Below are 13,206 nucleotides of genomic sequence, written 5' to 3'. Positions count from 1 at the left end.
CGGAGGAATGGTCATGGCCCTGAACCCTGCCTTCCCGCAAACTGGTCAGCCTCAATTATTGATTGCCTTGCGAGGTTCACCATGTACACAGCTATCGGTTATGCCGCTCAATCATCGACCGCGCCCCTCGCCCCCATGTCCTTCGAACGCCGCAGCCCGCGCCCGGATGATGTGGCCATCGAAATCATGTTCTGCGGCGTCTGCCACTCCGACATCCACCAGGCCCGCGACGAGTGGGGCTTCGCTGCTTACCCACTGATGCCCGGCCACGAAATCGTCGGCAAAGTCACGGCGGTCGGTGCTGATGTCAGCAAGTACAAAGTCGGCGATCTCGTGGGTGTTGGCTGCATGGTTGACTCCTGCCGTACGTGCGACGCCTGTAAAGCGGATCTGGAAAACTACTGCCAGAACGGCATGACCCCAACCTATGCCGGACAGGACCGCATTGACGGCAGCCTGACCATGGGCGGCTACTCCGACAGCATCGTGGTCAGCGAACGTTTCGTGGTGAGCATCCCTGAAAAACTGAACCTCGCCAGTGCAGCACCGATTCTGTGCGCAGGTATTACCACCTACTCGCCGCTCAAGCACTACGGTGTGAAAGCTGGTGACAAGGTTGGTGTATTGGGCATGGGCGGTCTGGGCCACATGGGCATCAAATTCGCCAAGGCGATGGGCGCTGAAGTCACCCTGTTCACTCGCTCCGCCAGCAAGGCAGAAGAAGGTCGTCGTCAGGGTGCTGATCACGTGGTTATCTCAACCGACGAAGCCCAGATGCAAGCGGTCGCAGGGACATTCAACTTCCTGCTGGACACCATCCCCGTGCAGCACGATCTCAACCCCTACCTGCAGACCCTGCGCTTCGATGGCGTGCATATTCTGGTCGGTCTGATCGAGCCTGTAGATCCGCCGGTGAACGCAGTGAACCTGGTCATGTCCCGCAAGGTACTGGCTGGCTCGATGATTGGTGGCATGGCCGAAACCCAGGAAGTGCTGGATTTCTGCGCCGAACACGACATCACCTGCGATATCGAAATGCTCGACATCCGTAACATCAACGAAGCGTTCGAGCGCGTCGTAAAAGGCGATGTGAAGTATCGCTTTGTGATTGATATGGCGACGCTGAAAGCGTAACAACCGCAGAAATACTGTAGGAGTGAGCTTGCTCGCGATAGCGTCAGACCAGTCAGTTATTTGTCGACTGTCATATCGCATCGCGAGCAAGCTCACTCCTACAGAGGCTGGTGTTCAACCTCCCAACTCCGCCGACAACCTGGCCGCCGTCTCCTTGATCAACGGCACCAGCTCGGCCATTTTCTCCAACGGCATGTAAGGCACGGTACTGGCGATGCTGATGCCGGCAACAATGTGCTTGCCCGCATCACGAATCGGCGCTGCCACGCAGCGGATCGACGGCTCGTTATCCTCAAGATCAAACGCGTAACCGCCTTCCACGTACTCATGCATACGCTGACGCACCTGCTCCCAGGACTGCTCCTCATGAGCGGGCCACAACGGGTTGCGCGCCACTTCCGGCAAACTGACCTGGTACAGCCGCAGCCACTCGCTTTCCACGCTGTCCAGCAGCAGCGCCTTGCCGATCCCGGTACGCGCCAGCGGCATACGATGGCCAACTCGTGAACGCATTTCCGGACCGTTACGCCCAGGATTCTTGTGCAGATAAAGCACCTCGTCGCCGTCACGAATCGCGAGGTGGACAGTGTCGCCGGTCAACTGTGAAAGCTCATCCAGATAAGGCCGGGCCAATATCGCCAAAGGCACCTCTTCCCGCGCCTGAAAGCCCAGCTCGATCAACTTGGGCCCCAGCAGGTAGCCGACCTGAGGCAATACCCGCAGATAACGCTCCTCCACCAGGCAACTGACCAACCGGTGCGTAGTGCTGCGCGTGGTGCCAATGCGCCGGGCAATTTCCTTGAGGTCCCGTGCACCGTCGGCGACGGCCTGAACCACGCCCAGCCCGCGCAACAGGGTCTGCGTACCCGTCGGCGCCGAATCTTTGGAAGTGCTGCTTGCTGTGTCGTCGAGCGCTTGCGACATATCAGGCTTATCCCCTCAAAAAACTGGCGGCATTATCGCCGCCAGCTCATCTCCATGCTACTTCCGATATCCGCGGTTAAAGCTCGATACGCTCGACCTTGCCCACCAGCAGGATGTAGGACAGCGCCCCCAGCAGCGCCAGCACTGAGATGTAGGTAATAGCAGGCGCAAAGGAATCGCCGGACACCAAGAAGCCAATCACGATAGGCGTGGCAATGGCCGACAGGTTGCCGATGAAGTTGAAGGTCCCGCCCGTCAGGCCCAGCAGACGCGCCGGGGCCAGGGTCGATACCAGCGACCAGGTGATGGACGCCAGACCATTGCCGAAGAACGCCAGCGCCAGAAATGCGATGACCAACGGCGTCGAATCAACGAAGTTGGCGCCAATGATCGAGGTGGAAATCAGTAGACCGGCAATGATCGGCAATTTGCGCGCAAAACCTACGGTATGACCGCGACGGATCAGCCAGTCAGAGAAAAATCCCGAACACAGCACACCGATGAATGCCGCGAGAAATGGCAGCGACGCCAACAGGCCGGACTTGATGAAATCCATGCCGCGGTATTTCACGAGATAGGTCGGGAACCAGGTCAGAAAGAACCACAGCGTCGAGTTCAGGCAGAACTGACCGAGGTAGATCCCCCAAAGCTTGCGTTTGGTGAGCACGATGCCCAGATCCGCCCAACTGAACGGACGTTTTTCTTTGGCCGTGTCAGCCTGGATATCCACCAGCCCGCCGCCTTCGCGAATCAACTCGATTTCTGCCTCGTTGACGCCTTTGAAATCACGAGGCTCGCGATACACCATGTACCAGATAACCGCCCAGAGCACGCCCACCGCACCAGTGCTGACGAACACCATGTGCCAGCCGTAGTGCGCTTGCAGCCAGGCCAGCACCGGTGTCAGAAATGCCAGACCGACAAACTGCCCTGAGGTATAGAAGCCAATGGCCGTGGCCCGCTCACGCTCGGGAAACCAGGTGGTGACGACACGACTGTTGATGGGATACGCCGGTGCTTCCAGGGCGCCCACTGCCATGCGCAAAACGAACAGCGCGATGAAGCTGGCAGCGAAGCCGAGCATGATGGTCGCGATGGACCACAGCGCCAATGCGACGGTGTACAGGATTCGTGGCGGTACACGGTCGACGAGCCAGCCACCGGGTAATTGCATGGCCGCGTAAGTCCAGCCGAATGCCGAGAAAATCAATCCGACATGCACCGGATCGATACCCAGTTCGCTGGTCAGCGCAGGCGCGGCGATGGACAGGTTGCTGCGGTCCAGATAGTTGATCACGACGGTGATGAACAACAGGACCATGATGAAATAACGCTTGCGGGTAGGCGTGACTAAAGACGCCGCCCCTTCGAGAGTGCGGGTTTGCATGTGAGGTGCCTCTTTTTGTCTTTATTGAGGTCGCTATGAACTGGTGACCCCCTGTAGGAGCTGCCAAAGGCTGCGAATCGCGGTGATTCAGGCAGATCGCTTTCGCAGCCTTCGGCAGCTCCTACAAGGGTCAGGCGTCAGCCTGAGAAATCACCACTCCGCAAAGCTGCCATCGGCATGGCGCCAGATCGGGTTGCGCCAGCGATGGCCGATAGCCGCGCGCTCCTTGACGTACTCTTCGTTGATCTCGATGCCCAGGCCGGGTCCGTTGGGAATTTTCACCATGCCTTTGTCGTAATCGAACACCTCGGGATTCTTGATGTAATCCAGCAGGTCATTACTCTCGTTGTAGTGAATACCCAGGCTCTGCTCTTGAATGAAGGCGTTGTAGCAGACCGCATCCAGTTGCAGGCACGCAGCCAGGGCTATCGGACCGAGCGGGCAATGTAACGCAAGGGCGACGTCGTAGGCTTCAGCCATGTTGGCGATCTTGCGAGTCTCAGTGATACCACCGGCATGGGACGCATCAGGCTGGATAATGTCGACGTAGCCTTCGCTCAACACGCGCTTGAAATCCCAGCGCGAGAACAGCCTTTCGCCCAGGGCAATCGGCGTACTGGTCAAGGGCGCCAGCTCTTTCAACGCCTCGTAGTTCTCGCTGAGCACTGGCTCTTCGATGAACATCAGTTTGTACGGGTCCAGTTCTTTCATCAGTACCTTGGCCATGGGTTTGTGCACCCGGCCATGGAAATCGACGCCGATGCCCACGTTTGGCCCGACTGCGTCACGCACTGCGGCAACGTTGGCCAGCGCGAGGTCGACCTTGTCGAAGGTATCGAGGAACTGCAACTCTTCGGTGCCGTTCATCTTCACCGCAGTGAAGCCCCGCTCCACCGCTTCTTTGGCCGCACGGGCGGTATCAGCCGGGCGGTCGCCGCCGATCCACGAGTAAACACGGATCTTGTCGCGCACCTGGCCGCCGAGCAAATCGCTGACCGATACCCCCAGATGCTTGCCCTTGATATCCCACAACGCCTGATCGATACCGGCCAGTGCGCTCATGTGCACCGCGCCGCCGCGATAAAAACCGCCACGATAGAGCACGGTCCAGATGTCTTCGATATTGCGCGGGTCTTTGCCGATCAGGTAGTCAGACAACTCTTCGACAGCCGCTGCAACCGTGTGAGCACGGCCTTCAACCACCGGTTCGCCCCAACCCGTAATGCCTTGGTCGGTTTCGACCTTGAGGAAGCACCAGCGTGGCGGAACGATAAAAGTCGTAAGTTTGGTAATTTTCATGTGTGCGATTCTCTTATTTGAAGTGGCGCCTGAAGCGCTCTGGTTGACTCAAAAACGTTCGGTCAATTGCTTCCAGGCCGCGACATAGGCATGAGCGCGCTCGCCCACTTCGGCTGCGCTCATGCCCGGTTTGAACAAACCCGAGCCGAGACCGAAACCTTTGACGCCTGCCTCCAGAAAGACCTTCATGTTGTCCGGGGTAATACCCCCCACCGGAACCAGTGCTGTCCCTATAGGCAACACCGCAAGCCAGGCTTTCACCACGGCAGGACTCATTTGCTCAGCCGGAAAAAGCTTCAGCACATCAGCACCTTCGGCCAACGCAGCGAAGGCTTCTGTCGGTGTCGCCACTCCAGGTGACAGAAACAACCCCGCCTCTTTGGCGGCGCGCAACACCTTGGCATCACTGTGCGGCATGACGATGACCTGCCCGCCCGCCTCCTTGACCAGGTCGACCTGTTCAGGAGTCATCACGGTGCCTGCACCGATCAGGCAATCGGCAGGCAGACTCTGGCGCAACAGACGAATGCTGTCATAGGGCTGCGGCGAATTAAGGGGCACTTCAATGACCCGGAAACCCGCCTCATACAACACATCACCAATGGCGGGCGCTTCTGCCGGACGCAGACCACGCAGAATGGCGATCAAACCGTTTTCGAGCAGTGCTTGCTTGAGCATGTCAGACCTCTAATGGAATGTTGGCGAGCAAGCCGGCTTTGAGTGCCACTTGCCATAGACCGCGCTCAGTGGCCTGTTCTGCCACCGTCACGTGAAGAAAACCGCAGGCGTGCAGGGCTCGCCCGTAACGCAGACACAATTGCTCGCCACCCAGAAGAATGACGGGAGGCAATTCGGAATGATGGGCACGCTGCAGAGTGGCGAGGGTTGCCAGCTCATGCCCGATCAACAGACCGGACAAGTAATCAGGTTGGGCATCAGCACTGAGTTGGCCGGTCAGGCCCAGGGTGCGGCAACTGAAAATCGTTGATAGCGGCCCCGCTGCGCCGTCAGCCGACAACGCCACCGCGACCCCCAGATCAAACGCTGCCTGATCAAAGACCTCACTGCGCTGCATGGTGCGGCCGAGAATCGTGTGGTTGCTCAGCGCAGCAAAGACTTCGCCGGTCATGAAAGTATCGAAATGCAGGATGCAGCCGTCGGCCGCCTGAACCCATTTGGAGTGACTACCGGGCAACCCGATCAACAGGGGTTTGAGGGCTTCGGTGGCGGATAAACCGGCCAAGACACCCAGCACCTGAGTTTCTTCACCCCGCATGACATTGGGCAGGACCGAACGCTGGAGTACGCCAGGAATGATGTGGACATCGACACCACGCAGGCTGCGTACGGTTTGCAAGGCAGAGCTGAGACCGGAGACGCTGGCCGGGGTTTCCCGATAGACCGCTTCACGCCAGCCTTGGGCGCTGCCGACCATGCCACAGGCAATGACCGGCAGGTTGGGTTCGGCATCGAGCCAGTCGCCACACGCCTCGTCAAACGCCAGTTCAAAACCGTCGCTGCAGAGTTCACCGGCGATCATTCGCGGCGTACTCGGCAATTGCATGATGCCTGCGCTCAGAGAACGCTGTTCCAGAACCCGGCCATGATCGCCGAGTCGATAAGCACGAAGAGAGGTTGTTCCCCAATCGAGCGCGATCAAATGCGCTTGCATCGCTTCACCTATTATTTTTTGAGCAGTGAGTGCGAGGAGGACTATAAACCTGAAACGGGAAATATCTCAATATGTAAATGTTAATCCCACATATTGGGAAATTTTTGTTGGAGCGAGGCTTGCCCGCGAATCAAGCGCTGCGGTCTACAAATATGACCGGGGAATCGCCCTTCGCGAGCAAGCTCGGCTCCAACAGGACCGCGTTATTTTTAAGCGTCCACAAAAAAACCGCCCCGAAAGGCGGTTTTTCATGTCAGCTACAACCGGGCGATCAACGCTCCAGCAGGATCCGCAGCATGCGACGCAACGGCTCGGCCGCGCCCCACAGCAACTGATCGCCAACAGTGAACGCGCCCAGATACTGCGAGCCCATGTTCAGCTTGCGCAGGCGGCCCACCGGAATGCTCATGGTGCCAGTCACGGAAGTCGGGCTCAGCTCCTGAATGCTCGCTTCGCGATGGTTTGGCACCAGCTTCACCCAAGGGTTGTGCTGGCTGATCAAACCTTCGATGTCGGCGATTGGCACGTCCTTATTGAGCTTGATGGTCAATGCCTGGCTGTGGCAACGCATCGAGCCGATCCGCACGCAGATACCATCGACAGGAATCGGGCTCTTGAAGCGACCGAGAATCTTGTTGGTCTCGGCCTGGCCTTTCCACTCTTCACGGCTCTGACCATTCGGCAGTTCTTTGTCGATCCAAGGGATCAGGCTGCCGGCCAATGGCACACCGAAGTTTTCGGTCGGGTAGGCATCGCTGCGCATGGCTTCAGCGACCTTGCGGTCGATGTCCAGAATCGCGCTGGCAGGATTGGCCAGGTCGTCAGCAACAGCCGCGTGAGTCGCGCCCATCTGCTTGATCAGCTCACGCATGTTCTGCGCGCCCGCACCAGAAGCTGCCTGATAGGTCATGGCATTCATCCACTCCACCAGGCCGGCTTCGAACAGACCGCCCAGGCCCATCAGCATCAAGCTGACCGTGCAGTTACCGCCAATGTAGTTTTTGGTACCGGCATCGAGCTGCTGGTCGATGACCTTGCGGTTAACCGGATCCAGAACGATGACCGCATCATCCTGCATACGCAGGCTGGAAGCGGCGTCGATCCAGTAACCCTGCCAACCGGCTTCGCGCAGCTTCGGAAACACCTCATTGGTGTAGTCGCCGCCCTGGCAGGTCAGAATCACGTCGAGGGTTTTCAGCTCGTCAATGCTGTAAGCATCTTTGAGCGGAGCCACGTCCTTGCCGACGGAGGGGCCTTGGCCGCCTACGTTGGAGGTGGTGAAAAACACCGGCTCGATCAGATCAAAATCCTGCTCTTCCAGCATCCGCTGCATGAGCACGGAACCGACCATTCCACGCCAACCGATCAGACCTACACGTTTCATCGCAACTACACCCTTTACAAAAAGTGGGCCGCCACACTCGCCGGCCAAAGTAAAAACTACTGCGCTCGACAATACTGCGTTAAAAACAGGCTCGGACTGCTCATTTAAGAAGCACTAAACTCCGCGTCCTCGCCTGTTTTTGCCTTGTCTTGCCTTCGCTCGCTACGTTTTTACTATGGCCGATAATGAAGCGGGCCGAAGATATTACAGATTGCGCAGCGCGGCGACTACAGCGTCGCCCATTTCCTGCGTGCCGACCTTCGCATTGCCCGCCGACCAGATGTCGCCAGTGCGCAAGCCTTGGTCCAGAACCAGGCTCACGGCCTTTTCAATGGCATCGGCAGCGTCGGTCAGATTGAAGCTGTAACGCAGCATCATCGACACGGAAAGGATCGTCGCCAGCGGGTTGGCAATGCCTTTGCCCGCGATGTCAGGTGCCGAGCCATGGCAAGGCTCATACATGCCCTTGTTATTGGCATCCAGCGAGGCCGACGGCAGCATGCCGATGGAGCCGGTGAGCATCGACGCTTCGTCGGACAGAATGTCGCCGAACATATTATCGGTGACGATCACATCAAACTGCTTCGGCGCACGCACCAGCTGCATGGCGGCGTTGTCGACGTACATGTGGCTCAGTTCGACGTCCGGGTAATCCTTGGCGACTTCCTCGACCACTTCACGCCACAGTTGGCTGGAGGCCAGAACGTTGGCCTTGTCTACCGAGCACAGCTTCTTGCCACGTACACGTGCCATGTCGAAACCGACGCGAGCGATGCGGCGGATTTCGCTCTCGCTGTACGGCAGCGTGTCATAGGCCTGACGTTCGCCGTTTTCCAGGGTCTGGCTGCCACGCGGTGCACCGAAATAGATACCGCCCGTCAGCTCACGGACGATGAGGATGTCCAGACCGGCAACGATTTCAGGCTTGAGGCTGGAAGCATCAGCCAGCTGTGGATAGAGGATGGCCGGACGCAGGTTGCCGAACAGACCCAGTTGCGCACGGATTTTCAGCAGGCCGCGCTCTGGGCGGATATCACGCTCAATGGCGTCCCATTTCGGGCCGCCCACAGCACCCAGCAATACCGCGTCAGCTGCGCGGGCACGCGCCAGTGTTTCGTCAGCCAGTGGCACGCCATGCTTGTCGATCGCAGCGCCGCCGATCACGTCATGGCTGAGTTCGAAGCCCAGTTGATACTTCTCGTTGGCCAGTTCCAGCACCTTGACCGCTTCGGTCATGATTTCCGGACCAATACCGTCGCCAGGGAGAATCAGAATCTGCTTGCTCATAACATCCTCAATTTTTTGTAACGGCGCTGTCGGTCAGCGCCTCTTCGTCTACTGAACGGGAAAAACTAGCGTTCGGCCCATAACACCAGCACATCGGTGCTGAACGAGCCGTCAGCGGTAATCTCGAAATATTCGCGCACTTCCGCGCCCATCGCCTGCTGCAACTCCCGGATCGCGACCCGAAAGGCTTGCGGGGTACGCATGCGTTCTACCCAGGAGTTGTACTCAAGGTGCAGACGCTGACGACTGTGGCTGCGGGTGAACAGGCCTGCCTCGCTGACCTGCCGCAGCCACTCGGCGGCGGAATAGTCGCGTACGTGGCTGGTATCACGCAGCACTTCCACGCTTTGCAGGTAGGTATCCAGTAACGGGCTGCCTGGAGACATAACGTCGATAAAAGCGGCAACGCCTCCCGGCTTCAACACTCTGCGCACTTCACGCAGGGCTGGCGCCAGATCGCTCCAGTGGTGAGCCGAATAGCGACTGAACACGAAGTCGAACTCGCCATCCGCAAATGGCAGGCTTTCCGCAGCGCCGCACACAGTACTGACATTCGTCAGCCCACGTTCCTGCGCTGCAGCGGCCACGACATCGAGCATCTGCTGCGAAAGGTCGTACGCTACCACTTCGCCGACTGCCGAAGCGACATTGAAGCTCACATGCCCCGCGCCACATCCCAGATCCAGTACCCGCGCATCACTACGCCCCGCCACTTCCGCCTGTAGCAGCGCAAATTCGGTGCCTTGGGCGTGCACGGCACTGCTCAGATAGGCGGAGGCCTGCTCACCGAATTGACGTTGTACGACTTGAGTGTGGGCGGAGTTGGTCATGAATCCTCCAAGGATAATGGCGAGGGAACGATATTCTCCGTTGGAGCGAGGCTTGCCCGCGAAGGCATTGGATCAGGCGAACATTATGTCGCCTGATAAATCAATTCGCGGGCAAGCCTCGCTCCAACAGGGTTCTGCGTTAACCGCGGAACAACCACGGCTGGCTGGCGCGGTGCTTCGCTTCGAAACTGGCAATCGCTTCGCCATCCACCAGGGTCAGACCGATGTCATCCAGACCTTCCAGCAGGCAGTGCTTGCGAAACGCATCGACTTCAAAGCTGTATACCTTGCCATCCGGACGAGTGACCGTCTGGGCCGCCAGGTCGACGGTCAACTGGTAACCTTCGTTGGCTTCAACCTGCTTGAACAGTTCATCAACTTCAGCTTCGTCGAGAATGATCGGCAGCAAGCCGTTCTTGAAGCTGTTGTTGAAGAAGATATCGGCATAGCTGGGGGCGATGATCGCGCAGAAACCGTACTCGTCCAGTGCCCACGGAGCGTGCTCACGGCTTGAGCCGCAGCCGAAGTTTTCCCGGGCCAGCAACACGCTCGCACCTTGATAGCGAGCATCGTTGAGTACGAAGTCAGGGTTCAACGGCCGCTTGGAGTTGTCCTGATACGGTTGCCCGACGTCCAGATAACGCCATTCGTCGAACAGGTTCGGACCAAAGCCGGTGCGCTTGATCGACTTGAGAAACTGCTTGGGAATGATCTGATCGGTATCGACGTTGGCACGATCCAGAGGAGCGACAAGGCCGGTGTGCTGAGTAAAGGCTTTCATGCTGGGCTCCTTAGTGCTGAATCAGTTCGCGAACATCAATGAAACGACCGTTGACCGCTGCGGCTGCGGCCATCGCCGGGCTGACCAGATGAGTACGACCACCGGCACCCTGACGACCTTCGAAGTTGCGGTTGGAGGTGGACGCACAATGCTCGCCACTTTCCAGGCGGTCCGGGTTCATTGCAAGACACATCGAGCACCCTGGCTCACGCCATTCGAAACCGGCCTCAAGAAAGATCTTGTCCAGACCTTCGCTTTCCGCCTGCGCCTTGACCAGCCCCGAGCCCGGCACAACGATCGCCTGCTTGATAGTCGAAGCCACCTTGCGACCTTTGGCGATTTCAGCCGCAGCACGCAAGTCCTCGATACGCGAGTTGGTGCAGGAACCAATGAATACGCGATCCAGCTGGATGTCGGTGATGGCCTGATTGGCTTTGAGGCCCATGTACTTCAAGGCACGCTCAATAGAGCCACGCTTGACCAGGTCAGCTTCCTGAGCCGGATCCGGAACGTTCTGATCAACGGCCAGCACCATCTCCGGAGAAGTGCCCCAGCTGACTTGTGGTTTGATCTGCGCGGCGTCGAGTTTGACCACGGTATCAAAGTGCGCGTCGGCATCGGAAACCAGGTCTTTCCAGGCTTCTACTGCCAAATCCCACTGCTCGCCTTTAGGTGCGAAAGGACGCCCCTTCACATAGGCAATGGTCTTTTCATCGGTAGCCACCAGACCGACGCGAGCGCCCGCCTCGATGGACATGTTGCAGATGGTCATACGGCCTTCAACCGACAGATCGCGGATCGCGCTGCCCGCAAACTCCATCGCATGGCCGTTGCCGCCTGCGGTGCCGATCTTGCCGATCACCGCCAGCACAATGTCTTTGGCTGTCACGCCGACGGGCAATTTGCCCTCGACGGAAACCAGCATGTTTTTCATTTTCTTGGCCACCAGGCACTGAGTGGCGAGCACATGCTCAACCTCGGAAGTGCCGATACCGTGGGCCAGCGCACCGAATGCGCCATGAGTGGAGGTATGAGAGTCGCCACAGACCACGGTCATGCCCGGCAGTGTCGCGCCCTGCTCCGGGCTGATCACGTGAACGATGCCCTGACGCACGTCGTTCATTTTGAATTCGGTAATGCCGTACTCGTCGCAGTTGTCGTCGAGGGTCTGCACCTGAAGACGCGACACCTGATCGGCAATGGCTTCGATACCGCCTTTACGTTCCGGAGTGGTCGGTACGTTGTGGTCGGGGGTCGCAATGTTGGCGTCGATGCGCCATGGCTTGCGGCCCGCCAGACGCAGACCTTCAAAGGCCTGTGGCGAAGTCACTTCATGGATGATGTGACGATCGATGTAAATCAGCGACGAGCCATCGTCACGCTTCTTTACTTCGTGCGAATCCCAGAGCTTGTCGTACAACGTTTTGCCGGCCATCGGATGGTTCCTCATCAGCGCGTTTCTGTCTTTCTATGCCCTGGGTGATCGACCGATGACCCTTTGGCTTGTGAGGTAATGCTATGGAATATGCTTAAATAACTCAAATTCATAATTTTTATGCTTTGGATAACCAACTGGAATCTGAGATGGATCTGGCTAACCTCAACGCTTTTATTGCTATCGCGGAAACCGGCAGCTTTTCCGGAGCAGGTGAACACCTGCACTTGACCCAGCCCGCTATCAGCAAGCGCATAGCCGGGCTGGAGCAGCAGTTGAACGTGCGGCTGTTTGACCGGCTGGGCCGGGAAGTCAGCCTGACCGAGGCTGGTAGAGCCTTGCTGCCCAGGGCTTATCAGATTCTGAATGTGCTGGACGATACCCGGCGTGCACTGACCAATCTGACGGGTGAAGTGACCGGCCGTCTGACTTTGGCAACCAGTCATCACATCGGCCTGCACCGTCTGCCCTCGCTGCTCCGGGAGTTCACCCGACGTTATCCTGAAGTCGCGCTGGACATTCAGTTCCTGGATTCAGAGGTCGCCTACGAGGAAATCCTTCATGGCCGCGCTGAGCTGGCAGTCATCACTCTGGCCCCGGATCCTCACACGCTGATCAAGGCCGTGTCAGTCTGGGATGACCCGCTGGACTTCGTTGCAGCTCCTGAACACCCACTGGCCAACAGCGGCCCGGTGAGTTTGCAGGACGTCGTCGGCTATCCGGCGGTATTTCCCGGCAACAACACGTTTACCCATCACATCGTCAGCGGACTGTGCGAAGCCCAAGGGCTCAAGCCGGATATCGCCATGAGCACCAACTATCTGGAAACCATCAAAATGATGGTCTCCATCGGCCTCGCATGGAGCGTGCTGCCACGGACTATGCTCGATGAACAGGTGGCGCGTATTCCATTACCGGGCATACAGCTCAGTCGTCAGCTAGGCTACATACTTCACACGGAGCGTACGTTGTCCAATGCGGCCCGGGCATTCATGGCGCTGCTAGATGCCCAGGCTGGCCAATGCTGAAAGCTCCTGATGCTAAAGATCGTATTACTGCCTTTATTACTTACA

The 13,206-nt window shown here is 58.1% G+C and carries 12 protein-coding genes; 2 read left to right on the top strand and 10 right to left on the bottom strand.

Annotated features, from left to right (window positions below; translation table 11 throughout):
- Positions 1 to 81 precede the first annotated feature (81 nt).
- Complete coding sequence (locus AO242_RS25005) at positions 82 to 1,134, top strand: NAD(P)-dependent alcohol dehydrogenase (protein ID WP_095097008.1); 1,053 nt, start codon at positions 82 to 84, stop codon at positions 1,132 to 1,134.
- Between the two features lie 114 nt (positions 1,135 to 1,248).
- Here the strand turns inward: AO242_RS25005 and AO242_RS25000 are convergent, their stop codons facing one another.
- The 10 genes from AO242_RS25000 to leuC form a co-directional block, all read right to left on the bottom strand.
- Entirely contained in the window at positions 1,249 to 2,058 is an 810-nt protein-coding gene (locus tag AO242_RS25000; RefSeq protein ID WP_099270801.1) for an IclR family transcriptional regulator, read from the bottom strand.
- A gap of 76 nt (positions 2,059 to 2,134) precedes the next feature.
- Complete coding sequence (locus AO242_RS24995; RefSeq protein ID WP_099270800.1) at positions 2,135 to 3,445, bottom strand: MFS transporter; 1,311 nt, start codon at positions 3,443 to 3,445, stop codon at positions 2,135 to 2,137.
- 150 nt (positions 3,446 to 3,595) lie between these two features.
- Entirely contained in the window at positions 3,596 to 4,744 is a 1,149-nt protein-coding gene (dgoD, locus tag AO242_RS24990; protein ID WP_027900875.1) for a galactonate dehydratase, read from the bottom strand.
- A gap of 48 nt (positions 4,745 to 4,792) precedes the next feature.
- Entirely contained in the window at positions 4,793 to 5,422 is a 630-nt protein-coding gene (locus AO242_RS24985; protein ID WP_099270799.1) for a 2-dehydro-3-deoxy-6-phosphogalactonate aldolase, read from the bottom strand.
- A gap of 1 nt (position 5,423) precedes the next feature.
- The gene (locus AO242_RS24980; RefSeq protein ID WP_099270798.1) at positions 5,424 to 6,416 is read right to left on the bottom strand and encodes a 2-dehydro-3-deoxygalactonokinase; all 993 of its coding nucleotides are present in this window, start codon (positions 6,414 to 6,416) and stop codon (positions 5,424 to 5,426) included.
- Between the two features lie 271 nt (positions 6,417 to 6,687).
- A complete protein-coding gene (gene asd, locus AO242_RS24975) occupies positions 6,688 to 7,800 on the bottom strand; it encodes an aspartate-semialdehyde dehydrogenase (RefSeq protein WP_027900872.1) in 1,113 nt (370 codons plus the stop codon).
- A gap of 204 nt (positions 7,801 to 8,004) precedes the next feature.
- Positions 8,005 to 9,087: a 3-isopropylmalate dehydrogenase gene (gene leuB / locus AO242_RS24970; protein WP_099270797.1), complete on the bottom strand. Its 1,083-nt coding sequence runs from the start codon at positions 9,085 to 9,087 to the stop codon at positions 8,005 to 8,007.
- A gap of 65 nt (positions 9,088 to 9,152) precedes the next feature.
- A complete protein-coding gene (locus tag AO242_RS24965; protein WP_099270796.1) occupies positions 9,153 to 9,917 on the bottom strand; it encodes a class I SAM-dependent methyltransferase in 765 nt (254 codons plus the stop codon).
- A gap of 139 nt (positions 9,918 to 10,056) precedes the next feature.
- On the bottom strand, positions 10,057 to 10,698 hold the full coding sequence (leuD, locus tag AO242_RS24960; RefSeq protein ID WP_027900869.1) for a 3-isopropylmalate dehydratase small subunit: 642 nt from the start codon (positions 10,696 to 10,698) through the stop codon (positions 10,057 to 10,059).
- A gap of 10 nt (positions 10,699 to 10,708) precedes the next feature.
- Positions 10,709 to 12,133, bottom strand: coding sequence for a 3-isopropylmalate dehydratase large subunit (leuC, locus tag AO242_RS24955; RefSeq protein WP_087274132.1), 1,425 nt, complete (start codon positions 12,131 to 12,133; stop codon positions 10,709 to 10,711).
- Positions 12,134 to 12,282: 149 nt separating this feature from the next.
- On the opposite strand from leuC, the gene AO242_RS24950 reads away from it, so the two are divergent.
- Positions 12,283 to 13,161, top strand: coding sequence for a LysR family transcriptional regulator (locus tag AO242_RS24950; RefSeq protein ID WP_099270795.1), 879 nt, complete (start codon positions 12,283 to 12,285; stop codon positions 13,159 to 13,161).
- The last annotated feature ends 45 nt before the right edge of the window (positions 13,162 to 13,206 follow it).

The sequence above is a fragment of the Pseudomonas sp. ICMP 561 genome (assembly GCF_002699985.1).
GTDB classification, from domain to species: domain Bacteria; phylum Pseudomonadota; class Gammaproteobacteria; order Pseudomonadales; family Pseudomonadaceae; genus Aquipseudomonas; species Aquipseudomonas quasicaspiana.
This window is presented reverse-complemented; position numbering and strand designations above follow the sequence as displayed.

Bases quoted from the DNA above. Each gene is read 5' to 3' on its own strand.
- AO242_RS25005 (WP_095097008.1), top strand. From the start codon at position 82: ATGTACACAGCTATCGGTTATGCCGCTCAATCATCGACCGCGCCCCTC.
- AO242_RS25000 (WP_099270801.1), bottom strand. From the start codon at position 2,058: ATGTCGCAAGCGCTCGACGACACAGCAAGCAGCACTTCCAAAGATTCG.
- AO242_RS24995 (WP_099270800.1), bottom strand. From the start codon at position 3,445: ATGCAAACCCGCACTCTCGAAGGGGCGGCGTCTTTAGTCACGCCTACC.
- dgoD (WP_027900875.1), bottom strand. From the start codon at position 4,744: ATGAAAATTACCAAACTTACGACTTTTATCGTTCCGCCACGCTGGTGC.
- AO242_RS24985 (WP_099270799.1), bottom strand. From the start codon at position 5,422: ATGCTCAAGCAAGCACTGCTCGAAAACGGTTTGATCGCCATTCTGCGT.
- AO242_RS24980 (WP_099270798.1), bottom strand. From the start codon at position 6,416: ATGCAAGCGCATTTGATCGCGCTCGATTGGGGAACAACCTCTCTTCGT.
- asd (WP_027900872.1), bottom strand. From the start codon at position 7,800: ATGAAACGTGTAGGTCTGATCGGTTGGCGTGGAATGGTCGGTTCCGTG.
- leuB (WP_099270797.1), bottom strand. From the start codon at position 9,087: ATGAGCAAGCAGATTCTGATTCTCCCTGGCGACGGTATTGGTCCGGAA.
- AO242_RS24965 (WP_099270796.1), bottom strand. From the start codon at position 9,917: ATGACCAACTCCGCCCACACTCAAGTCGTACAACGTCAATTCGGTGAG.
- leuD (WP_027900869.1), bottom strand. From the start codon at position 10,698: ATGAAAGCCTTTACTCAGCACACCGGCCTTGTCGCTCCTCTGGATCGT.
- leuC (WP_087274132.1), bottom strand. From the start codon at position 12,133: ATGGCCGGCAAAACGTTGTACGACAAGCTCTGGGATTCGCACGAAGTA.
- AO242_RS24950 (WP_099270795.1), top strand. From the start codon at position 12,283: ATGGATCTGGCTAACCTCAACGCTTTTATTGCTATCGCGGAAACCGGC.